General features: G+C 65.0%; 19 protein-coding genes. 6 read left to right on the top strand and 13 right to left on the bottom strand.

Features of this window, described 5'->3' with window-relative positions; genetic code table 11:
* Positions 1 to 19: 19 nt before the first annotated feature.
* The 6 genes from purH to CH285_RS03285 all read right to left on the bottom strand — a co-directional run bounded on the left by purH (position 20) and on the right by CH285_RS03285 (position 7,575).
* Positions 20 to 1,576, bottom strand: coding sequence for a bifunctional phosphoribosylaminoimidazolecarboxamide formyltransferase/IMP cyclohydrolase (gene purH, locus CH285_RS03310; protein WP_094644499.1), 1,557 nt, complete (start codon positions 1,574 to 1,576; stop codon positions 20 to 22).
* Complete coding sequence (gene purN, locus CH285_RS03305; RefSeq protein ID WP_032371247.1) at positions 1,573 to 2,187, bottom strand: phosphoribosylglycinamide formyltransferase; 615 nt, start codon at positions 2,185 to 2,187, stop codon at positions 1,573 to 1,575. Before purN ends, purH begins: the two co-directional genes overlap by 4 nt.
* Positions 2,188 to 2,266: 79 nt before the next feature.
* Positions 2,267 to 3,736, bottom strand: coding sequence for a cell division protein PerM (locus CH285_RS03300; RefSeq protein WP_176458416.1), 1,470 nt, complete (start codon positions 3,734 to 3,736; stop codon positions 2,267 to 2,269).
* 72 nt (positions 3,737 to 3,808) lie between these two features.
* Positions 3,809 to 5,026, bottom strand: a complete 1,218-nt coding sequence (locus tag CH285_RS03295; protein ID WP_094644497.1) for a DUF5336 domain-containing protein — start codon at positions 5,024 to 5,026, stop codon at positions 3,809 to 3,811.
* A 93-nt stretch (positions 5,027 to 5,119) separates the two neighbouring features.
* Positions 5,120 to 6,244 (bottom strand): dimethylsulfone monooxygenase SfnG, encoded by a 1,125-nt coding sequence (sfnG, locus tag CH285_RS03290; RefSeq protein ID WP_027496019.1) that lies wholly within the window; start codon positions 6,242 to 6,244, stop codon positions 5,120 to 5,122.
* A 107-nt stretch (positions 6,245 to 6,351) separates the two neighbouring features.
* A complete protein-coding gene (locus CH285_RS03285; RefSeq protein WP_094644496.1) occupies positions 6,352 to 7,575 on the bottom strand; it encodes an acyl-CoA dehydrogenase family protein in 1,224 nt (407 codons plus the stop codon).
* Positions 7,576 to 7,875: 300 nt separating this feature from the next.
* On the opposite strand from CH285_RS03285, the gene CH285_RS03280 reads away from it, so the two are divergent.
* The 3 genes from CH285_RS03280 to CH285_RS27420 all read left to right on the top strand — a co-directional run bounded on the left by CH285_RS03280 (position 7,876) and on the right by CH285_RS27420 (position 10,283).
* The gene (locus tag CH285_RS03280; protein ID WP_094644495.1) at positions 7,876 to 8,394 is read left to right on the top strand and encodes a hypothetical protein; all 519 of its coding nucleotides are present in this window, start codon (positions 7,876 to 7,878) and stop codon (positions 8,392 to 8,394) included.
* A gap of 7 nt (positions 8,395 to 8,401) precedes the next feature.
* A complete protein-coding gene (locus tag CH285_RS03275; protein ID WP_094644494.1) occupies positions 8,402 to 9,412 on the top strand; it encodes a hypothetical protein in 1,011 nt (336 codons plus the stop codon).
* 349 nt (positions 9,413 to 9,761) lie between these two features.
* Positions 9,762 to 10,283, top strand: coding sequence for a hypothetical protein (locus CH285_RS27420; protein WP_141214911.1), 522 nt, complete (start codon positions 9,762 to 9,764; stop codon positions 10,281 to 10,283).
* 7 nt (positions 10,284 to 10,290) lie between these two features.
* Here CH285_RS27420 and CH285_RS03265 read toward each other — a convergent pair whose 3' ends face one another.
* Both CH285_RS03265 and CH285_RS03260 read right to left on the bottom strand, forming a co-directional pair.
* Entirely contained in the window at positions 10,291 to 10,632 is a 342-nt protein-coding gene (locus CH285_RS03265; protein WP_094644492.1) for a DUF2200 domain-containing protein, read from the bottom strand.
* Positions 10,633 to 10,641: 9 nt separating this feature from the next.
* The gene (locus CH285_RS03260; RefSeq protein WP_094644491.1) at positions 10,642 to 11,130 is read right to left on the bottom strand and encodes a hypothetical protein; all 489 of its coding nucleotides are present in this window, start codon (positions 11,128 to 11,130) and stop codon (positions 10,642 to 10,644) included.
* A 154-nt stretch (positions 11,131 to 11,284) separates the two neighbouring features.
* On the opposite strand from CH285_RS03260, the gene CH285_RS27725 reads away from it, so the two are divergent.
* Positions 11,285 to 11,458, top strand: a complete 174-nt coding sequence (locus CH285_RS27725; protein ID WP_161631795.1) for a hypothetical protein — start codon at positions 11,285 to 11,287, stop codon at positions 11,456 to 11,458.
* Between the two features lie 119 nt (positions 11,459 to 11,577).
* Here CH285_RS27725 and sucD read toward each other — a convergent pair whose 3' ends face one another.
* The 3 genes from sucD to CH285_RS03245 form a co-directional block, all read right to left on the bottom strand.
* Positions 11,578 to 12,489, bottom strand: coding sequence for a succinate--CoA ligase subunit alpha (gene sucD, locus CH285_RS03255; protein ID WP_027496015.1), 912 nt, complete (start codon positions 12,487 to 12,489; stop codon positions 11,578 to 11,580).
* Positions 12,490 to 12,497: 8 nt separating this feature from the next.
* A complete protein-coding gene (gene sucC, locus CH285_RS03250; RefSeq protein WP_027496014.1) occupies positions 12,498 to 13,661 on the bottom strand; it encodes an ADP-forming succinate--CoA ligase subunit beta in 1,164 nt (387 codons plus the stop codon).
* Between the two features lie 146 nt (positions 13,662 to 13,807).
* Positions 13,808 to 15,670, bottom strand: a complete 1,863-nt coding sequence (locus tag CH285_RS03245; RefSeq protein ID WP_255032265.1) for a hypothetical protein — start codon at positions 15,668 to 15,670, stop codon at positions 13,808 to 13,810.
* Positions 15,671 to 15,902: 232 nt separating this feature from the next.
* Between CH285_RS03245 and CH285_RS03240 the strand changes: the two genes are divergently transcribed.
* On the top strand, positions 15,903 to 16,907 hold the full coding sequence (locus tag CH285_RS03240; protein ID WP_094644490.1) for a M23 family metallopeptidase: 1,005 nt from the start codon (positions 15,903 to 15,905) through the stop codon (positions 16,905 to 16,907).
* Between the two features lie 73 nt (positions 16,908 to 16,980).
* On the opposite strand, the gene pcrA is transcribed toward CH285_RS03240, so the two are convergent.
* Positions 16,981 to 19,452 carry a DNA helicase PcrA gene (pcrA, locus tag CH285_RS03235; RefSeq protein ID WP_094644489.1) on the bottom strand — a complete coding sequence of 824 codons (2,472 nt, stop codon included), beginning with the start codon at positions 19,450 to 19,452 and terminating at the stop codon, positions 16,981 to 16,983.
* Positions 19,453 to 19,780: 328 nt separating this feature from the next.
* Between pcrA and CH285_RS03230 the strand changes: the two genes are divergently transcribed.
* A complete protein-coding gene (locus CH285_RS03230; RefSeq protein WP_027496010.1) occupies positions 19,781 to 20,071 on the top strand; it encodes a chorismate mutase in 291 nt (96 codons plus the stop codon).
* A 44-nt stretch (positions 20,072 to 20,115) separates the two neighbouring features.
* Here the strand turns inward: CH285_RS03230 and CH285_RS03225 are convergent, their stop codons facing one another.
* Positions 20,116 to 21,567, bottom strand: coding sequence for an NAD-dependent succinate-semialdehyde dehydrogenase (locus CH285_RS03225; protein ID WP_032371555.1), 1,452 nt, complete (start codon positions 21,565 to 21,567; stop codon positions 20,116 to 20,118).
* Positions 21,568 to 21,618 lie beyond the last annotated feature (51 nt).

The following is a 21,618-nucleotide window of genomic DNA, read 5'->3' as shown; positions in this document are numbered from 1 at the left end:
TGCGATCTCGACGGAACAGCTAGTGGGCGAAGTGCCGCGAACCCGTCAGATACAGTGTCACGCCCGCGTCCTGTGCAGCAGCGATCACTTCGTTGTCGCGGACCGAACCACCGGGCTGCACAACGGCTTTGACACCCGCGGTCATGAGGACCTGCAAGCCGTCGGGGAACGGGAAGAAGGCATCGGAGGACGCGACCGAACCGACGACGCGATCCCCGGCACGCTGGACTGCGAGGTGGGCGGCGTCGACGCGGTTGACCTGGCCCATTCCGACGCCGACCGACGCGCCGTCGTGGGCGAGCAGAATTGCGTTGGACTTGACGGCTCGTCCTGCGCGCCAAGCAAATTCGAGATCTTTCAGGGTCTGCTCATCGGCGGGTTCGCCGGCGGCCAGGGTCCAGTTGGCCGGATCGTCGCCGTCGGCGTCGATGACGTCGCGCTGCTGCAGCAGTGCCCCGCCGGAGATCGGCTTGAGTTCGACACCCGCGGTGGGCGGCGCTTCTGCGAGCAGAACTCGAATGTTCTTCTTGCGCTGCAGTACTCCCAGTGCACCGTCGGCGTAGGACGGCGCGATGATGACCTCGGTGAAGATCTCGGCGACCTGCTCGGCCATCTCGACGGTGACCTCACGGTTGGCCGCGATGACGCCGCCGTAGGCGCTCACCGGATCGCACGCATGCGCCTTTCGGTGCGCCTCGGCGATGTCGGTGCCGACGGCGATGCCGCACGGGTTGGCGTGCTTGATGATCGCAACGGTGGGCTCCGAGTGATCGAACGCTGCCCGCCAGGCCGCATCCGAATCGGTGAAGTTGTTGTACGACATCTCTTTTCCGTGCAGCTGCTCGGCCTGAGCGATGCCGGCAGCAGCGGAGGAGTCGACGTACAGGGCAGCCTTCTGGTGCGGGTTCTCGCCGTACCGAAGTACTGCGGAGCGGTCCCAGGTGCCGCCGATCCACTCGGGAAACACCGTCTCGGTGTCGGGGGTCAGGACGCTCGACATCCACGATGCCACTGCGACGTCGTACGCCGCGGTGTGCTGAAATGCCTGCGCGGCAAGAGATGTGCGCTCCGCGAGCGTGAATCCACCACCGGAGACAGCGGTGAGTACGTCGTCGTACCGGCTCGGGTCGACGACAACCGCGACCGACGGGTGATTCTTGGCCGCGGCGCGCACCATCGACGGGCCGCCGATATCGATCTGCTCGACGCATTCGTCGGGCGTCGCACCGCTGGCGACGGTCTCGGTGAACGGGTACAGGTTCACCACGACGAGCTCGAACGCCTCGATGCCCAGCTCGTCCAACTGAGCCAGGTGCTCGGGCTTGCGGGTGTCGGCAAGGACCCCGGCATGGACGCGAGGATGCAGCGTCTTGACGCGACCCTCGAGGGTTTCGGGGAATCCGGTGAGGTCCTCGACCTTGGTGACCGGGATTCCGGCGTCGGCGATCTTGCTCGCCGTCGATCCGGTGGACACCAGAGCGACGCCCGCGGCATGCAAACCGGTCGCAAGTTCGATCAGTCCGGTCTTGTCGTAGACACTGACCAGTGCGCGGCGCACCGCTTTACGTTCACTCATCGGATTATCTGAGCCTTTCGTCCATCGGAGGTGACACCTTTGGCTGCGACCGCTGCGATCACGTCGACCAGCAACCGTCGTTCCACAGTCTTGATGCGTTCGTGCAATGCCGCTTCGTCGTCGCCGTCGAGAACGGGCACGGCTTCCTGAGCCAGGATCGGCCCGGTGTCGACGCCGGAATCGACCAGATGCACCGTCGAACCGGTCAGTTTGACGCCGTGGTCCAGCGCGTCCCGAACGGCGTGCGCACCCGGGAACGACGGCAACAGCGCTGGGTGCGTGTTGACGATCCGGCCGGCGAACGCGTCGAGAAATCGAGGACCGAGGATCTTCATGAACCCTGCGGTGACGATCAGATCGGGCTCGAACCCCAGTGCAGCGTCGGTGAGCGCCTCATCCCAGGCCGCCCGATCGGCGAAGTCTCGCAAGCCGATACGAAAATGTGGGATCGCGGCATCGTCGGCATGACGAGCGGCCGCGCACTCTCGATCGACTCCGACGGCCACGATGCGCGCCGGGTAGTCCTCGGCAGTTGTCGCGGCGACGAGCGACTGCAGGAGCGAGCCGGTCCCCGACGCGAGGACGACGACCCGCGCGGGTGTCTCACGCAAGGCAGTCAGCGCACTACTCCTGAGGTATCGAGGGGATCGTTCAAGCCAGCAGAAAGCCTAGTCGCTCCGACCCGCGCCCCTACCGGGCAGGTCCGTCCTCCGGAGTGCTCGACGCGTCGTCCTTGGCCGGGGGCGGAGCGACGATCTCGGCCTCGAGCGGTTCCTCGGATTCGGCGTCTGCCGCGATCGGATCGTCTGCTTCCACTGTCGCGACCGGCTTCTCGTCGACGACCTCGGCCTCGACGACGGTGTTCGCGACAGCCTCGTCCGGCTCCGACGCAGGCGCTCGAATGGCCAGTTCTACTGCGGGCACGGTCGCCGGCACGGGCTGCTCGGTACCGGATCGGTCGTGGGGTTCGTGGTCGAGTTCCGGGTCTGCTCGACGCCACACGACGAGGGCCGCCGAGGCGGATCCGACGACGCCGAGCCAGGCGAAGGTCAGCAGTGCGAAGCTCCACACGGTGACTTCGACTGTGCCGAACGTGCCCAGGTTCCCGCCTGCGGCGTAGCCGAACACCGCGGCGAGGGCTCCCATGACTGCAGCGACGGCCCACACCGAGGAGACCGCGACCTGGACGTCCACGCTTCGGATCGCGCAGTCGCGTCCCAGAAGTAACCCGGCTGCGATGGGAACGACGAGCATGACGATCCAGATCGTCTGCGCGGAGCCCTCGGGGAGGACGGCGAGGATCGGGAGCGGCGGGAGCGGCCCGCCCGTCGTCGAGAACAGGCTGACCGTTGCGTCTCCGAAGCTCGCCGAGGACCCCGTCGCGACGGCGAGGGCACCGAGGACGATGTTCGGCAGGTACAGCACCGACAGCACGGTCAGTCCCAGCATGCCGACGAGGGTGCGTCCGTTGTCGAGCAGTGAACCGGCGGTGTCCCAGGAGGCGAGCAGTGCCAACAGCACGATGGCGGCACCGCCTGCCGCCAGCACCGAAACGGACCGCACGAGCGGCGCGACGAGTGCGCGTACCCAATCTGGAAGGTGTCGATCGATCACCAGGGAATCCCAGCGAGCGAGGATCAGGCCGGTGCCCGACGCCGCTGCGTGCACTCCCGCCACCCACGAGAAAGCGACGAGTGCGTTGGGGCTCGACAGTCCGATGACCGTCGACGCATCCTTGGCGACGGCCAGAGCGATGGCCGTGACGGCGAGGGGTCCGGCCATCGACGCGGCGAACACCCACCTGACCAGGCGGCGGTCGGTGGTCTCGTCCACCGCGTGGTGAACCGTGCGTGCGACGGACCAGGCGACGACGAGGGTGGGAAGCATCGGGGCGACGCCCATCGACGTGCCACCGATGCTCAGTGGCACCAGGTGCACCGCGAACCAGGAACCGGCGATGGCACCGAGGGTTCCGGTGAGGTCGCTGTTGACCGAGACGAGGGTGATCAGGACCAGGGTCGTGGCGATGACCACCACCAACCCGGAGGTCTTGAAGGCCACTGCAGCGAGCGTTCGTGACTGATCGGGCGTAGGCCCGGTGCTCACACGGGAACTGCGTGCGGCCGCGCGTCGAGTATCTCGGTTCAATAGATCGCTCATCACTACGAGATTCGCATCAACGACGCGGCACGCCGGTCAGGCGCGCCGCGAAGTCGAGTGTGACGTGCGAAATCAGTCGCGCTTGTTGTCGTCGTCGGCGGGAGTCGCACCGAACGACTGAGTCGGTGCGCCGTACGGCGTCGACTGTGAACCCGACTCGGACTCGTCGGGTGTGCTCGACGGCTGACCGTAACCGGACGGCTGACCACCGTACGGGTACTGGTTCGGCGGGTACGCCTGCCCTGCGGGCGGACCGCTCGGACCGGTGTAGGGCGGCGGCGAATAGCCACCCTGCGGTCCGGTGTTCGGCGCAGGCTGATTGCCGTACGGCGACTGTGCACCGGGACCGTAGGAGTGCTGGCCGGACGTCTGTCCACTCGGCGCCTGCCCGAAGTTCGACGAGCCCGCTGTGTTCGACGGGGCCTGACCGTAGGCCGGCGGGTTGCTGTAGTTCTGCGGTCCGGACGGTCCACCGAACGACGTCGTCGGCGCGTTGTACGGATTCTGCTGGCCGTAACCGGACTGCTGACTCTGGTTCCCGAAGCCGGACTGCTTGGGTGCCGGGGCCTTGACGATGCCTGCATCGAGCAGCAGCGCAACCACAGCGGCAGCCGCCTGCACGAAGCCCAACACAAGCACCAGGATCGCGCCAATCCCCAGCGAACTGGTGGTGCTGGCGAACTCGTTGCCCTCGGCACTGGGCAGGCTGAACGATTGGAAGACGAGCACCAGGAATCCGGCGATGGCCAGTGCCGCGATCACGGCCTGGTTCCGGGCGTCCTTCTGCAGCAGCGACGCACCTGCGATCAGACCGGCGGCGAGCAGAAACGCGATCGACGCCGCACTTCCGCCGGACTCGAAGAAGTTGGTGCTGAACGAGGTCTGGATGCCGCTGGGCAGTTGCTCGGACGACGACACTTCGGCGGTGACGAAATCGAGCAGGCCGAGCAGGAAGTTGACGACGCCGAGCCCCAGCACCACGAAGGTCAGAATCCTCGGCAGACTTGCCAGCCCGGCACCGGACGGCTTCGTCGAGCGCCCGGACGTGCCCGGCGCGGACCCGCTCGGTGCGGAGGTTCCTGGCACGGGCGGGCCGAACGGGTTGGATACCGACGGCTGGTGGAACGGCTGGTTCTGACCCGACTGGGGGTAGGCACCGGACGACGGCTGATTCGGCTGATTGGGCGTGGACTGATTGGGCGTGGACGGGGGGCCGTAGGACGGTCCGCCTCCGCCGTAGCCACCAGAGTTGGAGCCCCCGTTGTCAGGGCTGCCGGGCGAGTAGGTCATCGCGTCTCCTCATCCTGATAGTGCCGTACCCAGGTCGGTCGGGTCCGAGATCTCACGCTACTGCACGGACCCGACCGCTCGAGGAACTCCAGGTCAGTGGGACGTGACCAACTCGTGGTCGTTCGATTCGGCCGCTTCGAGCTCCCGCACCAGCGGCAGCACCTTCGCTCCGAAGTATTCGATTTCCTCCTGAAAGTGCAGGAAGCCACCGAGAACGAGGTCGACGCCGAGGCGTCGGTAGGCGACGATGCGTTCGGCAACCTGCTCCGGGGTGCCGATCAACTGCGTCTTGAACCCGTCGTTGTACTGAACGAGGTCCTCGAACGTCGAGTCGGCCCACATCCCCTTCTTGTCGGCCGTCGAATTGCCCGCCTGCTGCACCGCACCTCTGAAACCCTCGACGGCAGGCTTGTTGGCCTTGTCGATGATCTCTCGCAACGTATCTCGCGCTTCCTTCTCGCTGTCTCGCGCGATGATGAAGCCGTTGAGCCCGAACTTGACCTCACGTCGGTGATCGCGCGCGACCCGACGCAGGTTGTCGAGCTGCTCGGTGACGCCGTCGAAATCCTTGCCGTTGCTGAAGTACCAATCCGAGTACCGGCCGGCATTCTCCTGCGCGGCGGAGGAGTTACCACCCTGGAAGAGTTCAGGATTGGGCCGTTCCGGGGTGTTGAGCGGCTTGGGCTTCAGCGTGAAATCGTGGATCCGATAGAAATCGCCCCGGAAGTCCACGTCGTCCTCGGTCCAGATCTTGCGCAGTACCTGCAGGAATTCGGCACTGCGACGGTATCTTTCGTCGTGCTCGAGCCACGGCTCACCGAGGTGGGTGAACTCGTCCTTGAACCAGCCACTGACGACGTTGACCGCAAAACGGCCGTTCGAGAGGTGGTCTGCCGTCGCTCCGAGCTTGGCCAACACGGCAGGCTGCCAGAGCCCGGGATGCACGGCGGCAATGACTTTCAGACGTTCGGTGGCCAACAGCAACGCGAGCGAGAAACTCGTCGACTCGTGCTGGAACTCGGCCCCGTAGCTCGCCTCGTAACGGACCTGACTGAGCGCGTACTCGAAGCCGTTGTTCTCGGCGGTCTGCGCCAGCTTCTTGTTGTACTCGTAGTCCCAACTGGTCCGTTGCTCGATGGTGCTGGTGACCAGGCCACCCGAAACATTGGGAACCCAGTACGCGAACTTGATTGCGTCGGCGATCTTTTCGGTGCTCATGTGTGCGTCATCCTTTGTCGGATGAATGCGCCATCCACGCACTCAGATGGCGTGGATGGCACATTCATCGGAAATCGGGGGTCGGATCGGGGCCGGAGATGTCGGGACTACGAGTACCAGGTGGGCTCGGGCAGCTCCCCGGTGAGCACCCAGCGGCCGACTTCGCGTCGCTTGTAGGCAACCGGATCGTGCAGCGTGTGGGTTCGGACGTTGCGCCAGAAGCGGTCGAACCCGTACTTGCTGGCCGTGGCGCGGGCACCGAGGGCCTCGAACACGGTCGAGGTGATCTCGAGCGAGACGTCGGTGGCGCGAGCCTTGACTGCGGCCACCCGGACCTCGTGGTCACCGCGCTCCTCGGCGGTGACGTTCCACGCGTTGTCGTGAATCTTCTGGCCTTCCAACGCCACTGCGTCGGCCAGCGCTTCGACGGCCCACAGTTTGGCAGTCAGATCGCCGTAGATGTCGATGATGTACGGCTCGTCGACGGCCTTGTCCACCGTGCTGTGCAGCCACGCGCGAGTCTTGTCCTTGGTGTACGACGCGGCTTCCTCGAGAGCACCCCTCGCGATTCCGAGGTAGAAGTTGACGAACACCAACTGAATGGTCGGCACGTTGAGGGTGTTGTAGACGCGTGGCTGAAACACTTTGTCCACGAACCCCGCTGCACTTGCCCAGTCGACGCGAACCTTGTCGATCGTGACGCTGCCACTTTCGGTCTGACGCTGGCCGATGTTGTCCCAGTCGTCGTGGAAGGACAGACCCTCGATGTTCGACGGCACGATTGCGAACACGTGATCGGTGCTGCCCTCGAGCGCACCCTCGAGCACGGTCACGTCCGAGACACGGCTGCCGGTGGAGAACGTCTTGGAACCGTCGAACACGATGGTCTCGCCCTCGTCGGTCACCGACACGTCGTTATCCCGCGGATTGACGGCACCGCCGAAGAACCACTTGTTCTTCGTGGCGTCGGCTTCGACGGCCTCGATCTGCTCGGGGGTACCGACCAGACGCGCGGCCCAGAACCAGAGAAGGTGGTAGCCCAGCAGCTGACCGATCGAGCCGTCGGCCTTCGAGACAGTGCGAATCACCTGGTAGGCCGTGGGCCAATCCTGGCCGCCGCCACCGTGCTCGACGGGACCGAGCAGCGTGACGAGCCCGGCGTCCTTGAGCAACTGAACCTCTGCGGACGGAAGCTCGCGGCCCTTGTCGCGGGCAACGGCGTCGACAGCGAGCAGCTGCGCTACTTCACCTGCGCGGGAAATCCATCCGGCAGCAGTGGTGGGAGCGTCGGGCCAGTCCTTGGTAAGTGCACGATTTTCGGTAGTTGTCATGACGCACAGTGAAGTCCCGCGTCGAAGCGATGACCACAGTTCGACTCAGCGTGATTCTGAGAAACACTCTGGTATCTCTCAGCTGTCGGCGATCACAGGAAGAAGATTGCCAGTCGAACATGCCAGCCGAGTCGAAAACCGTGCACCCGATAAGACAGGCCGCCGCCCTGTTACGGACCGCCAAAAAATCTCCGTGACAGATAAGGCCGATTTGTAACGTGTCGCACCAATTGACGATTAGTGTTGTACACATCACAAACCGGCGGGTCGCAACACTCGCACTCCCCTAGGACGCCCCTCATGCGCAAGTCCCTCTTCGCCACCGTTGCCGTTGCCAGTGCCCTCGCCGCTGCCGTCATCACGCCCGCCGTCTCCAACGCCGTCCCCACCAACGTGACCTTCGTTGTCGCGGGCGGTGCACTCACCATCACAGCCCCGACATCCCAGGCGCTGACCGTCACCGGCAATACAGCGAGCGGAGGAATCACCCCGGTCGCCGTGTCCGACCAGCGACTCGGAATCAACGGCTGGACTGCGTCGGCGATCAGCACCGCGTTCGACAAGCCCGCGCCGGACCCCGCGTCCATCCCTGCGACCGCAGTAACCTACTCGGCACCGCTCCTGCCTGCGCGCACCGGCGTCTCGACGGTGGCCGGAGTACTGGTTCCTCAGACCATCGACTCCACCAAGCCTGTCGTGGTCGCGACAGCGGTCGTCGGAGCGAACACCGCCACCTGGACCGGTACCGTCTCCGTCGCACTGCCCAGCGACGTCGTGGCCGGTACGTACACGGGCGTTGTCACGCATTCGGTCGCCTGATCTGTACATGTCACTTCATCGGGGATTGGCGGCCGGAGTCCTGACCGCGCTGATGTTCGCTTCGGCGTTCGTCGCGCAGGCTCCGGCCGCCGCTCAACAACCAACCGAATCGGCACCGGTGGGCAGCGTGGGAATTCGTCTGCTCGAAGCGCCGGTATCTCTACAAGACGATCCGCGGGCACTGGCCTACATCATCGACAACCTGCCGCCCGGCACAACCATCACCAGGCGCATCGAGGTCAGCAACAGCACCGATCAACAGCAGCCGGTCACCCTGTACCCCGCTGCTGCATCGATCGGGGCCGACGACTCCGGCTTCGAGGTGGGTGACGACCGCGCCGTCAACGAGCTCACGACGTGGATGTCGGTGACGCCGACGGACCTCACGCTGGCTCCGAACTCGGCGGCCGAAGCGGTGGTGACCATCGCAGTTCCACCCGACGCCCCCGAGGGTGAGCAGTATGCCGTCGTATGGGCGCAAACTGCCGGTGCCCCAACCGGAACCGGAATTCAGAACGTCAGCCGTGTCGGTATTCGCACGTATCTTTCGGTCGGAGCCGGAAACGGTCCCGCCGCCGACCTGTCCGTCGATGGGGTCACCGCTGCTCGCAGCGACGACGGTGCCCCACAGGTCGTCGCGAACATCACCAACACCGGCGGCCGAGCCCTCGACCCGAGCGGAACCGTGGAGCTGTCGGGCGGTCCCGGCGGGATTTCGACTGCACCGGTCAAGGGTTCGGGGGGATCTGTCGCGCCAGGGCAATCGGGAAGCGTTACCTTCACGCTCGACCCCGCGCTTCCCGCGGGACCGTGGCAGGCGGCCGTGACCGTCACGAGCGGGTTGGTGAGCAAGACATCGGCCGTCGAGTTGACGTTCCCTGATCAGGGCTCGGTCACGGCGGCTGGAACATCGTCGGATTCCGGTGTTCCTGTATGGATCTGGGGACTCGCCGCGCTGATCGCCGTCGCGATCGCAGCTGCGGTCGTCGTGCTGATACGGCGACGAAAGGTCAGTTGAGATGCGACGCCACGCGGTAGCTGTCGGGTTGGCGGTGGTTCTTGCAGCCACCGCCAACCCAGCGGCGTCTGCGCAACAATTGGCAGATCCCCTTGCTGCCGAACAGAATTGCGTCGTCGCACCTACGACGACCACAAGTCCCGTGCCGACCACCACCACTGCGGTTCCGACACCGGCATGTACGACCACCGACACGACCGCCTCGATCCCTCCGGTACAGATCGCCACCACTGATGCTCCGGTGCCACCCGCAACAACCACGACCACGACCACGATGGATGTGTCCAGCGCACCGACCGAAACATCGAGCGTCGTACCGACTTTCGAGATTCCCACGACGGGGCCGGCCGTGTCGCCGACAACCAATACGACGACACCGACGCTTCCTACGGTTCCGATCGAGACTACGACCGGCTCTGCCCCATCACCTGTTCCGGCAGCGCGCGCGGCCGCGGCACCTTCTGCGGCTAGCCTGCTGAATATCGAAACGACCAGCGATTTGACACCCAAGGCAGGACAAGATGCGCTCACGCCTGGTGTGCCGTGGACCGGAAATATGGGCCTCAGCGTCGTCAACGTGCTCGGCAACTGGACTTCTACGGTGAGCCTCTCGCCGTTCCGAGGCCAAAACACCGGTAGGACGGTCACGCCGGTCGCGTCCTACTCCGCTCCCGAGACAAACTGCCTGCTTCTGTTGGTGAAATCCCCTGGCGTCAGCAACGTGCCGCTCTCGGCTACGGCCGTCAATGCGAAAACCGGTGGGGGCGTAGCGTGCCTGACGAGTTGGACGGCCACCGTGAACATCTTGGTACCGAACAGCGATCTGCTCGCCGACACCTACACCGCAACGCTCACTCATTCGATTTACTGAGCAACGGTCATCCGCGCAAGATCTTCTCCATTGCTTTACCCTTGGCGAGTTCGTCGATCAGCTTGTCCAGCAATCGGATTTTCTTCATCAGGGGATCTTCGACATTCTCGACGCGGATGCCGCAGACCACTCCGGTGATCAGTGTCGTGTTCGGGTTCAGGTTCGCCGCCGCGAAGAAGTCCTCGAATGTCGTCTCGGCCTCGAGGTGTTCCTTCAGTGTCGCTTGGTCGTACCCGGTGAACCACCGGACGATCTCGTCGACCTCCGCTTCGGTGCGGCCCTTTCGCTCCACCTTGTTGATGTAGAGCCGATGGACCGTCACGAAGGCGGTGGTGAAGATGTTGTGCACGGGGCCAATCTAGTCCACCGACGCGCCCGCGAAGTAGGCCCGCACACGAGGCGTGAACAGCAGCACTGCGACCGTCAGCAGGATGACCACTTGAACCGCTTGCACCACGTGGGTCCAGGGAAGATTCGGGGTGAAGATCAGGTAGGAGTAGGCAGCCACTCCGAAGATGCTCCAGCTCAACAAGAGCCGATGTTCGGATGGACTGCGCCTGGAGAGTCGCTGGACAAGATACGAGTAGCCGAAGATCAGGCTGACCACGGTGATCACCCGCAGCGAGTAGGCCCCGTAGACGATCGCTTTCGCCGAGGCCGGTAGGGAGCCGTCGTCCATGCCCTGTCGATGCATCTGGAAATCCGCCAGCGACTTCGCCAGCGCCACCGAGGCGAGTGCATACAGACACGAGACCACCATGGCCGCGATCATCAACCGGCCGACCGGTCGTACAGCGGGGTCCGCGTGCCACCCCTGTCGATACAGACGGTGCAGAAATTCCGACATCAGCCCTCCCCGAACGGTGTCACAGAGATTGTGACATGATGTCGTTACTTTAGCTATTGACTCCCCTTTACCTTCATTGTGCACTTCAATTACTATGCAACACAACACTTTTCAGGAAGAATGGGGGCGACATCGTCGAACGGGAGGGCAAGACATGACACGCAAGAGGTTCGAGTACTTCAAAGTCGCGTTGTTTCTGATGTCCGCAATCGTCCTGGCTTGGGCTGCAGGAACTTTCGAATCGCTCTACTACGCACTCGCGGCGGCGCTGTTCGGAGCGATGACAGTGTTCGTCCTGTGGCGTGTGGACAAGTTCGAGGCCGAATAGCGCTGCCCATACGTCGTGCGCGTTTTGCGTACCTTCAGGTACGCAAAACGCGCACAAGGGATTGGGGCACGAAAAAGCCCGCCACCGAAATCGGCGGCGGGCTCTTTCAGAAGCGAGTCCTACTTCACGGACAGCGATTCCAGGATTTCGCGCGCGAGGGCAGCGGTCTCGGACGGCGTCTTGCCGACCTTGACGCCTGCGGCCTCGAGTGCGTCCTTCTTCGCCTGTGCCGTTCCCAGCGAGCCGGAGACGATGGCGCCGGCGTGGCCCATGGTCTTGCCCTCGGGAGCGGTGAAGCCTGCGACGTAGCCGACGACCGGCTTGGTCACGTTGGCCTTGATGTAGTCGGCTGCACGCTCTTCTGCGTCGCCGCCGATCTCGCCGATCATGACGATGATCTTGGTGTCGGGGTCCGCCTCGAACGCCTCGATGGCGTCGATGTGGGTGGTTCCGATGACGGGGTCGCCGCCGATGCCGATGGCCGTCGAGAATCCGAAGTCGCGGAGCTCGAACATCATCTGGTAGGTCAGGGTGCCACTCTTGGAGACCAGGCCGATGGGGCCGGTTCCCGAGATGTTGGCGGGCGTGATGCCGACCAATGCCTCACCGGGAGTAATGATTCCGGGGCAGTTCGGCCCGATGATACGGGTCTTCTTGCCCTTCTCCACGTTGTAGGCCCACGCGTATGCGGAGTCCTGCACGGGGATGCCCTCGGTGATGACGACGAGCAGCGGGATCTCCGCGTCGATCGCTTCGACGATGGCGTCCTTGGAGAATGCCGGCGGCACGAACGCGATGGACACGTCGGCTCCGGTCTTCTCCATGGCCTCGGAAACCGAAGCGAACACCGGCAGTTCGATGTCGTTGCCCTGTGCGTCGACGTGCTTGACCGTGGTTCCGGCCTTACGTGCGTTGACGCCACCGACGACCTGGGTGCCGGCCTTGAGCATCAGGGCGGTGTGCTTGGTGCCTTCGCCGCCGGTGATGCCCTGGACGATGACCTTGTTGTCCTTGTTCAGAAAGATAGACATTGTTTCCTCTACTTCGCTGCCAGCTCGGCGGCCTTGTCGGCGCCCTCGTCCATGGTTCCGGCGAGCGTCACCAGCGGGTGCGCGGCGTCGGCGAGAATCTTGCGGCCCTCTTCGACCTTGTTGCCGTCGAGACGGACGACCAGCGGCTTGTTGGCGTCGTCGCCCAGCTTCTTCAGCGCGCCGACGATGCCGTTGGCCACTGCGTCACACGCGGTGATGCCACCGAAGACGTTGACGAACACGCTCTTGACCTGCTCGTCACCGAGGATGACGTCGAGGCCTGCGGCCATGACCTCGGCCGAAGCGCCGCCGCCGATGTCGAGGAAGTTGGCCGGCTTGACGCCGCCGTGTGCCTCGCCTGCGTATGCGACCACGTCGAGGGTCGACATGACCAGTCCGGCACCGTTTCCGATGATGCCGACCTGTCCGTCGAGCTTGACGTAGTTGAGGTCGTTCTCCTTGGCCTTGGCCTCGAGGGGATCGGCTGCGTCCTTGTCCTCGAACTCGGCGTGGCCGGGCTGGCGGAAGTCTGCATTGGCGTCGAGCGTGACCTTGCCGTCGAGGGCGAGGATCTGATCGTCGGGGGTGCGAACCAGCGGGTTGACCTCGACCAGGAGAGCGTCTTCGTTGATGAAGACCTCCCACAGCTTCTGGATGGTCACCGCAGCGGCGTCGAGCACCTCGGCGGGCAGCTTGCCCTTCTCGGCGATCTCACGAGCGAACGCGAGGTCGACGCCCTTGACTGCGTCGACGGGGATACGTGCGAGTGCGTCGGGGTTCTCCTCCGCCGTCACCTCGATCTCGACTCCACCTTCGACCGAACACATCGCGAGGTAGGTGCGGTTGGTGCGATCGAGCAGGAAGGAGATGTAGTACTCCTCGGCGATGTCGGAGGCTTCTGCGACGAGAAGCTTCTTGACGACATGACCCTTGATGTCGAGTCCGAGAATCGCTTCGGCGTTCTCGGTTGCTGCTGCGACGTCCTTGGAGTACTTGACGCCGCCGGCCTTGCCGCGGCCGCCGACCTTGACCTGCGCCTTGACCATTACTGGCTTGCCGATTTCTTCGGCAATCTGTGTTGCTCCGGCGACCGTGTCGGTGACACGACCGGCGGAGGTGGGTACGCCATGCTTGGCGAACAATTCCTTCGCCTGGTATTCGAAGAGATCCATCAGCTCACCGTCTCGTCTACGTTGACGCCCGCTCCAGGGGTGTGAGCGGGTCTGAGCATGGACTTTATCCAGGTGCCCCGACGGCGCATCGGGCGCATGGATGCTATGTGGTCTATCTCACCGCTGCGGCCGCGGTGAAACCGGCGTCACCGATCGGTGCGACGAGCCGAAAGTGCCGCCGCGACACCGAGAACGACGATTCCAGCGACCGATGGCACCACACCGGGTCCCATCTCCGGGTCGGCTGCGCGAGCGGACGTCAGTGGCCACGACGCGAGATGAACGACGCCCGCGACGGCCGCACCGACGAGCAGAACGCTGCCGCGCGCGGGGCGGGCCCGGGCGGCAACGAGGGCGGCGACGACGACGCCGACAGCGAGCAGCAGCTGTCCCCAGGTGTCCCAACCCCACGGGAACTCGGTGATGGTCGCCGCGGTCAGATCGCTGCCTCGATACAGGGGCAGGGCCAATCCGACTGCCAGTAGAAGGGCCCCGACGAGCGCAGTTCCCAGCACCGGGAAGTAAGTGGCCGCATCCTCGGACGTGTCGACGTCGTCACGCTCGGCCGATCCGGCGAACAGGGCCAGCAGTCCGGCGACGGCCGCGAACACGACGCCCGCGATGATCAGCAGAGCACCCGTCCCGGTGTCGACGCCCGCGAGGTCCTCGGCCAGCACCACCGACTGCAACACGGCCGCCGCGGCCGACACCGCGGCGAGCCAGAAGACGGACAAGAACGGACGAGCCGCCGCAGCGAACTCGGAGAACAGCAGCGGCACCGAGGCCAGAATCGAGACGAAGCCCGCTATGAGCACCACGCGGGTCGCCAGGATCGTGGGCGCAGTTCCCGCGGCGTCGGTCTCGAGAATCGGCAACAGCGACCCCGCCACCAGCAGTACGCCGGCAACTACGCCCGCACTGCCTGCTGCCGCATGCCACCTCGTGGTGCCGGGCCCCGAGACCCCGCGCGGACCCCGACCACCCTCGGCGACGGATCGCGCCGCCGCCAGAGCGCGACGATCACGGCCGGAGGCAATCGGTGCCAGTACAGCGCCTCCGACGGTCAATCCGAGCCCGGCAACGGTGCCGAGGTACGCCCCGAGGCCGGCCTCGATCCGAGCACCGGTAGCCACTCCAGCGAGCAGACCGACACCCGCGAACGAGAGGACCCCGAGACCCGCGCCGACGGCGGCACCGGACGCGACCACCGGCGAGAGCGACGCCAACGCCGAGGCCGTGACCACGAGTGCGCCGATTCCGACCAGCGCGGACCCCACCGCCACGAACACCGGCGACTCCACCACCGCCGAGACGATCACCACCGGATCAGCCGATCGGTACAGCGAGGCGAATGCCGCTGCGGCGGCCACGACACCGAACACTCCGAGCAGGATCGACAACAGCGGACCCACCCGGCCCGCGGTCGCTCGTCCCACGTGCTCCGAGTAGACCGAATGTCCGTACCCGTCACCGAGCGCTGCGCGATGCACTGCGGACCACCCCGCCGCACCCGCCAGAACCGACGCAGCGTGACCGGCGAGCAGAACATGAGAGCCAAGGGTGGCGTCGAGCATCGCGGCGCTCAGGGGACGGAACAGCTCGAGCCGGTTCGCATCGATCGGATCGGACAGCACAGCGAGATCGAGGATCGCGATTCCGAGCGTCACCGCGCCGAAGCCTGAGAGCAGAGCGGCACCGAATTCGACGCGTCGCATCGCAGCACTGACGGCGGCGGCAACCGCCACCACGACCGGGAGCGCAACGGCCAGCACAGCGGCCGACGAGACCCCGTCGCCCACCGGCGAACCGTCGACGGCCTGGACGACGCCGATCAACGGAGCTGCAGCGGCACACAGTGCGGCGACGACAGCGAGCACGACGGCGACGACGATGCGCGACGTGGGCGAATGATCCTCCACGCCGCCGCGGGCGTCCTGCGGCGCGATACGTTGCGGTTCGGCTCGGTCGGAGCCGTGGGCGGACGATTCGTCGAAGGTGGGGGTCGGCACCCGTAGGACGGTATCGGCTCGGTCGCGTCCCCAGCCGTCGGTCACGGTGCGTGCCGCATTCGTGTCCGATTACGGATGTGGCGTGTCACCACATAAACCCTGGTCACCCTGTGAGCCATCTCACATATTGCCCTGGTTTCGGCTGTTAACTTGCGCGCGCCGCAACCATTTCGTTACCGTCTGCCGAGTCTTTCAGTAACGGCCAGGTCACAGATATCGGAGGTTGTAGGTCTTGCAGCAGCACCGCGCGTCCTTTACTTCCAGCCGATTCTCTCGCCCGACGGCGGACGACGCGACCACGGTGTACAGCTACGAGCCCACCACCGAGCCGAGTGCATACGAGGCCTATTCCTACCCCACGTACGAGTACGTCGAAGCCGATTTCGCCGGTGCAGTAGCAGCCGACGAGACACCGACCGTCGTCACGACCTACGCAACCACTGCAGACGCTGCACCCGTGGCTCGTCGCGGCGGAGCGCACCGCATCCCCGTTCCTCCGACTGCACTGAAGGGTCGCGCCGCCGTCTTGGCCGTGGCCGCCGGTGCCGTTGTTGCCGCAGGGCAAGCCGTCATCAACGACGATGCGCCCACCGCAGTCGCCACCTCCGAGTACGCACTCGCCGCGGGTGAAGCACCGGCCGCCGCAGCACTCGCGGCCACCACCGCACCGCAGGCCGACGAGCCGGTAGCCGACGTTTCGAGCGCAACTCCCTCGCAGGCACCGCAGATCCTCAGCGTCGCCGCACCGGTCGACCTCAGCCAGTTCAACGACCTGCTCGCCAAGGGCCAGCGTTTCAGCGAAGAGCGTGCCGCCCGCGAGGCCGCGGCCCGTCGCCCGCTGTTCTCCCTCCCGGCTCAGGGCACGTACACCTCCAACTTCGGCACTCGATGGGGCGTCCTGCATGCCGGCGTCGACGTCGCCAATGCCATCGGAACCCCCATCTACGCCGTCGCCGACGGCAAGGTGATCGATTCCGGTCCCGCGTCGGGCTTCGGAATGTGGGTTCGCCTGCAGCACGCCGACGGCACGATCACGGTCTACGGCCACATCGACACCTCGACAGTCACCGTGGGCCAGGACGTCATGGCCGGCGACCAGATCGCAACCATGGGCAACCGTGGCTTCTCCACCGGCCCGCACCTGCACTTCGAGGTTCATCTCCCGGGTGAGGTCAAGATCGATCCGCTCCCCTGGCTCGCGTCCCGAGGAATCTCCCTCGGACCCGAAATGGACTGAGTCCTTCTCCACCGCTTCACAACAAAGCCGGACCCCGCTTTCGCAGGGCCCGGCTTTCGCGTTGTCGGGACTTCTACAGCTTGGTCATCGGGACGCCGCCGATGAGCATCATCTTGACGCGACCTGCCGAGCCGAAATCGATCAGGACCATCGCCTTGACTCCGGCACCGGTGGATTCGAGCACCGTACCCAGTCCATACTTGTCGTGGCTGACTCGATCACCCACAGCCAGAACCAGATTGGAGTTTCGGCCCTTCGCGGCACCGAAGCTCGGAGACGAACTCTGGCCACGACTCGACGACCCGCCGTAGCTACCGGAGCCGTAGTTGCCCGAGCCGTAACTGTTCGATCCGTAGCTGCCGGATCTACCGCCGCCGATTGCGCGGCCGCCGCCGGTGCCCGGGTCTTCGCGACGCCAGTCGATCAGATGTTGCGGAACCTCTTGCAGGAAGCGTGATTCCGGGTTGGCGATGGGCTGACCCCACGCCGACCTCATGATCGCGCGCGTGAGATAGAGCCGCTGCCGCGCGCGAGTGATGCCCACGTACGCCAGCCGTCGTTCCTCGGACAGCTCGTTCGGATCACCGAGCGCACGCATGTGCGGGAACTGGCCGTCCTCCCACCCGGTGACGAAGACGACCGGAAATTCCAGCCCCTTGGCGGTGTGCAGCGTCATCAACGTCACGACGCCGGTGCCCGAGTCGGGGATCTGATCGGTATCGGCAACCAGAGAAACCCGTTCGAGGAACGCGGCCAACGAACCAGGCTCGGCCAGACCGTCGACCCCGCCGTCGTCGTCGTTTCGGTCGTCACCTGTCTCGAGCGCCTCTTCCGCCACTGCGGCCTGGTTACGCGCCTCGGACGTGAACTCCCGTGCGACGCTGACCAATTCGTTGAGGTTGTCCAGGCGAGCACCGTCCTGCGGGTCGCTGCTGGCCTCGAGCTCGGCGCGATAGCCGGTGCGGTCCAGAACTGCTTCGACCACGTCGCCGATATCGGCGATGTCGTTGCCGTCTCCGTCGGTGGCCGTCAGTACGGCACGCAACTCGTCGAGTAGTTCCATGAACTGAGCGATCAACTTCTGCTGCCGCGAGTTGAGCAACGCCACCTTGCCCGCGGCCGCGTCGTGCAGCGCTCGTGAGAAGCTGATGTCGCGTTGCTCGGCGTGCACGGCCACACACGCCTCGGCGCGGTCTCCGATGCCGCGTCGGGGGGTATTGAGGATGCGCCGCATGCTGACGGTGTCGTCTTCGTTGGACAGCACGCGCAGGTACGCAACGAGGTCCCGGACTTCCTTGCGCTCGTAGAACCGGACGCCGCCGACGACCTTGTACGGCAGGCCGAGACGAATGAAGATCTCTTCGAGCGCGCGCGAAGAGTTGTTGGTCCGGTAGAACACTGCCACCTCGTCGAAACGCACATCCCCGCTGTCGACGAGACGATCGATTTCCGACGCGACGAACGACGCCTCGTCGTGCTCGTTGTCGGCGACGTACCCGACGATCAGTTCGCCTTCACCGGTGTCGGTCCACAACTTCTTCTCGCGCCGTCCGATGTTGCGCGAGATGACGGCATTGGCCGCCGACAGAATGTTCTGCGTCGATCGGTAGTTCTGCTCGAGCAGAATCGTGCGAGCGTCCGGGTAGTCGCGCTCGAACTCCTCGATGTTGCGAATGGTCGCGCCGCGGAATGCGTAGATCGACTGATCGGCGTCACCCACCACGCAGAGTTCACCCGGGGCGACAGTGCCCTCGAGCGCGCCGTCTGCATCGGGCGTGCCGACGAGTTCGCGAACCAGCATGTACTGGGCGTGGTTGGTGTCCTGGTACTCGTCGACCAGTACGTGCCGGAACCGGCGTCGGTAGTACTGCGCCACCTGCGGGAAGGCCTGCAGAATTCCCACCGTTTCGCCGATGAGGTCGTCGAAGTCCATGGCGTTGGCTGCGCGCAGACGCTGCTGGTAGATGCGATAGACCTTCGCGACGAGTCGGGGCAGCTCGGCGGGGTCACCGTCGGCGTCCTCGGCGGCCTTGTCCGGGCCGATCAGCTCGTTCTTGAGGTTGGAGATCGCCGTCGAGAGCAGACGAGCCGAGAACTTCTTGGTGTCGATCTGCAGGTCTTTGGAGATCATCGTCAGCAGCCGGCGTGAGTCGTCCGCGTCGTAGATCGAGAAGTTGGAGTTCAACCCCGGCAACAATGCCGCCTGGGCGCGCAGGATGCGCACGCAGCTGGAGTGGAACGTCGACACCCACATCGCGTTCGCCCGCGGCCCCACCAGACCTGCCACTCGCTCGCGCATCTCGGCGGCGGCCTTGTTGGTGAACGTGATCGCCAGGACCTGCCCCGGCGACACCCCCCGCTCCGCGAGCAGATACGCGATGCGACGCGTCAGCACCGCTGTCTTGCCCGATCCTGCACCGGCCACGATGAGCAGCGGCGATCCCGTGTGCACGACGGCCTCACGCTGCTGAGGATTGAGCCCCTCCAGCAGCGCGTCGGACAAGGTTTTCTTACGGGACTCGAGGCCCTGGAGGAATGTGTTCATCGTCTGGCCAGGCTACCGGCGTGTACCGACAAACCCACATCCCGTGGTCGTCGGCGTCGTCTCCGACTTTTCAGGACGGTTACCCCGTGGCACACTGGATCGGTGATCGAAAAAGACGTGCGTCATCGCTTGCGTCGGATCGGCCACTGCGCAGCCGGACGAGCGGGAGCCTGTCGACAGTCGTAACGCCCCAGCTTTCCCGGCGGGAATCTCGTCGATCTCGGTCCTTCGAGACAAAACCCAGCCGACAGCCGCTGCAGTTCCGAATACGAAAGGCGTAACGGTGCCGGACGACGCAACGATCCAAGATGTGACCCGAGGAGAGACGATGGCTATGACGACGAAGATCGATTCAGAGACTGCATTGCCTTCCAGCGAAGCCGAGATCAACGACCTGCGTCAGGAGATCGACCGTCTCGACGCCGAGATCCTCGCGGCAGTGCGGCGTCGCTCCGAGGTCTCGCAGATCATCGGACGCACCCGCATGGCGTCCGGCGGCCCGCGCCTCGTGCACAGCCGTGAGATGAAAGTTCTCGAGCGTTTCAGCAGCCTCGGTCAGGAAGGCCACACGCTGGCCATGCTCCTGCTCCGCCTCGGCCGCGGTCGCCTCGGCCACTGATCGAACCCCGGTTGGGCGCGCAGGATGCACGCCCAACCGATGCTCTACTTCAGTGCGATGTACTTGGTCTCGAGGTATTCCTCGATTCCCTCGGATCCGCCCTCACGGCCGAATCCGGATTCTTTGACTCCACCGAACGGTGCTGCCGCGTCCGAGATCACTCCGCGGTTGACACCCACCATGCCGCTGTCGATCGCGTCGGCCACTCGTAGCGCGCGATCCAGGCTCTCGGTGTAGATGTACGACGCCAGGCCGTACTCGGTGGCGTTGGCTGCGTCGATTCCTTCCTGTTCGGTGTCGAATCCGACGATCGGGGCCACCGGGCCGAACACTTCTTCCTTCAGAATGCGGGCCGACGTCGGCATGTCGGTGAGCACGGTCGCCGGGTAGAAGTAGCCGTCGCCACCCGGTGCGCTACCGCCGAGCGCTACCGTCGCGCCCTTCTCCACGGCATCGTCGACGAGCTCCTGCACGGTCTCGAGCTGGTCTGCATTGATCAGCGGTCCGAGCTTGGTGTCGGGGTCGACGCCGGGCCCGAGCTTCATCTCGGACATCTTCGCCACCAACTTGGTGGTGAATTCCTCACGCACGCTGTTGTGCACGTGCAGACGGTTCGCCGCCGTGCAGGCCTCGCCGCCGTTGCGCATCTTCGCCAGCATCGCGCCGTCCACCGCGTCGTCGATGTTCGCGTCGTCGAACACCACGAACGGGGCATTGCCACCGAGTTCCATCGACGTCCGTAGCAACCTCGTCGCGGACTTCTCGACGAGCGATTTGCCGACGCCGGTGGATCCGGTGAAGGTGAGTTTGCGGAGTCGAGGATCTTCCAACAGCGGCCCGGTGACGTCGCCGGACTTCGACGTCGTCAGCACGGAGAGCACGCCCTCCGGCAGGCCGACCTCGTCGAAGATCTGCGCGAGCAGCAACATCGTCAGCGGGGTCTCCCGGGCCGGCTTGACCACGATGGTGCAGCCGGCGGCCAGAGCGGGCCCGATCTTCCTGGTGCCCATCGCCAACGGAAAGTTCCACGGGGTGATCGCCAGTACGGGGCCGACCGGAGCCTTCGTCACGAGAATGCGGCCGTTGCCTGCCGGGGCCGGGGTGTATCGACCGCCGATGCGCACTGCTTCCTCGGCGAACCACCGGAAGAACTCCGCGCCGTATTTCACCTCGGCCTTCGACTCCGCGAGGGCCTTGCCCATTTCCAGAGTCATCAACAGCGCGATGTCGTCGGCACGCTCGGTGACCTTCTCGAACGCCGCTCGAAGAATTTCACTGCGTTCGCGGGCAGGTGTTGCCGCCCAGCTCTTCTGCGCCGCAGCAGCCGCATCGAGGGCCTTCATCGCGTCGGCCGGAGATGCGTCCGCCACCTCCGTCAGTGGCTTGCCGGTCGCCGGATCGTTCACCGCGAACGTCTTACCGCCCTCGGCGTCGACGGCCTTACCGCCGATCCACAGTTTTGCCGGAATCGAATCGATCAATGCACGTTGGTCCATACCGTCCATGATGCCTCCGCAGCGCCCGATGCAAACGACAAACGACGCGCG

Origin of the sequence: Rhodococcus sp. 05-2256-B1, from assembly GCF_002258465.1 — a bacterium.
GTDB lineage: Bacteria > Actinomycetota > Actinomycetes > Mycobacteriales > Mycobacteriaceae > Rhodococcoides > Rhodococcoides fascians.
The sequence above is the reverse complement of the archived record's forward strand: the minus strand, read 5'-3'. Positions and strand labels throughout refer to the sequence as shown.

Coding starts and splice junctions, on each gene's coding strand:
- purH (WP_094644499.1), bottom strand. CDS start 1,576: ATGAGTGAACGTAAAGCGGTGCGCCGCGCACTGGTCAGTGTCTACGAC.
- CH285_RS03300 (WP_176458416.1), bottom strand. CDS start 3,736: ATGAGCGATCTATTGAACCGAGATACTCGACGCGCGGCCGCACGCAGT.
- CH285_RS03295 (WP_094644497.1), bottom strand. CDS start 5,026: ATGACCTACTCGCCCGGCAGCCCTGACAACGGGGGCTCCAACTCTGGT.
- sfnG (WP_027496019.1), bottom strand. CDS start 6,244: ATGAGCACCGAAAAGATCGCCGACGCAATCAAGTTCGCGTACTGGGTT.
- CH285_RS03285 (WP_094644496.1), bottom strand. CDS start 7,575: ATGACAACTACCGAAAATCGTGCACTTACCAAGGACTGGCCCGACGCT.
- CH285_RS03280 (WP_094644495.1), top strand. CDS start 7,876: ATGCGCAAGTCCCTCTTCGCCACCGTTGCCGTTGCCAGTGCCCTCGCC.
- CH285_RS03275 (WP_094644494.1), top strand. CDS start 8,402: ATGTCACTTCATCGGGGATTGGCGGCCGGAGTCCTGACCGCGCTGATG.
- CH285_RS03260 (WP_094644491.1), bottom strand. CDS start 11,130: ATGTCGGAATTTCTGCACCGTCTGTATCGACAGGGGTGGCACGCGGAC.
- CH285_RS27725 (WP_161631795.1), top strand. CDS start 11,285: ATGACACGCAAGAGGTTCGAGTACTTCAAAGTCGCGTTGTTTCTGATG.
- sucD (WP_027496015.1), bottom strand. CDS start 12,489: ATGTCTATCTTTCTGAACAAGGACAACAAGGTCATCGTCCAGGGCATC.
- sucC (WP_027496014.1), bottom strand. CDS start 13,661: ATGGATCTCTTCGAATACCAGGCGAAGGAATTGTTCGCCAAGCATGGC.
- pcrA (WP_094644489.1), bottom strand. CDS start 19,452: ATGAACACATTCCTCCAGGGCCTCGAGTCCCGTAAGAAAACCTTGTCC.
- CH285_RS03230 (WP_027496010.1), top strand. CDS start 19,781: ATGGCTATGACGACGAAGATCGATTCAGAGACTGCATTGCCTTCCAGC.
- CH285_RS03225 (WP_032371555.1), bottom strand. CDS start 21,567: ATGGACCAACGTGCATTGATCGATTCGATTCCGGCAAAACTGTGGATC.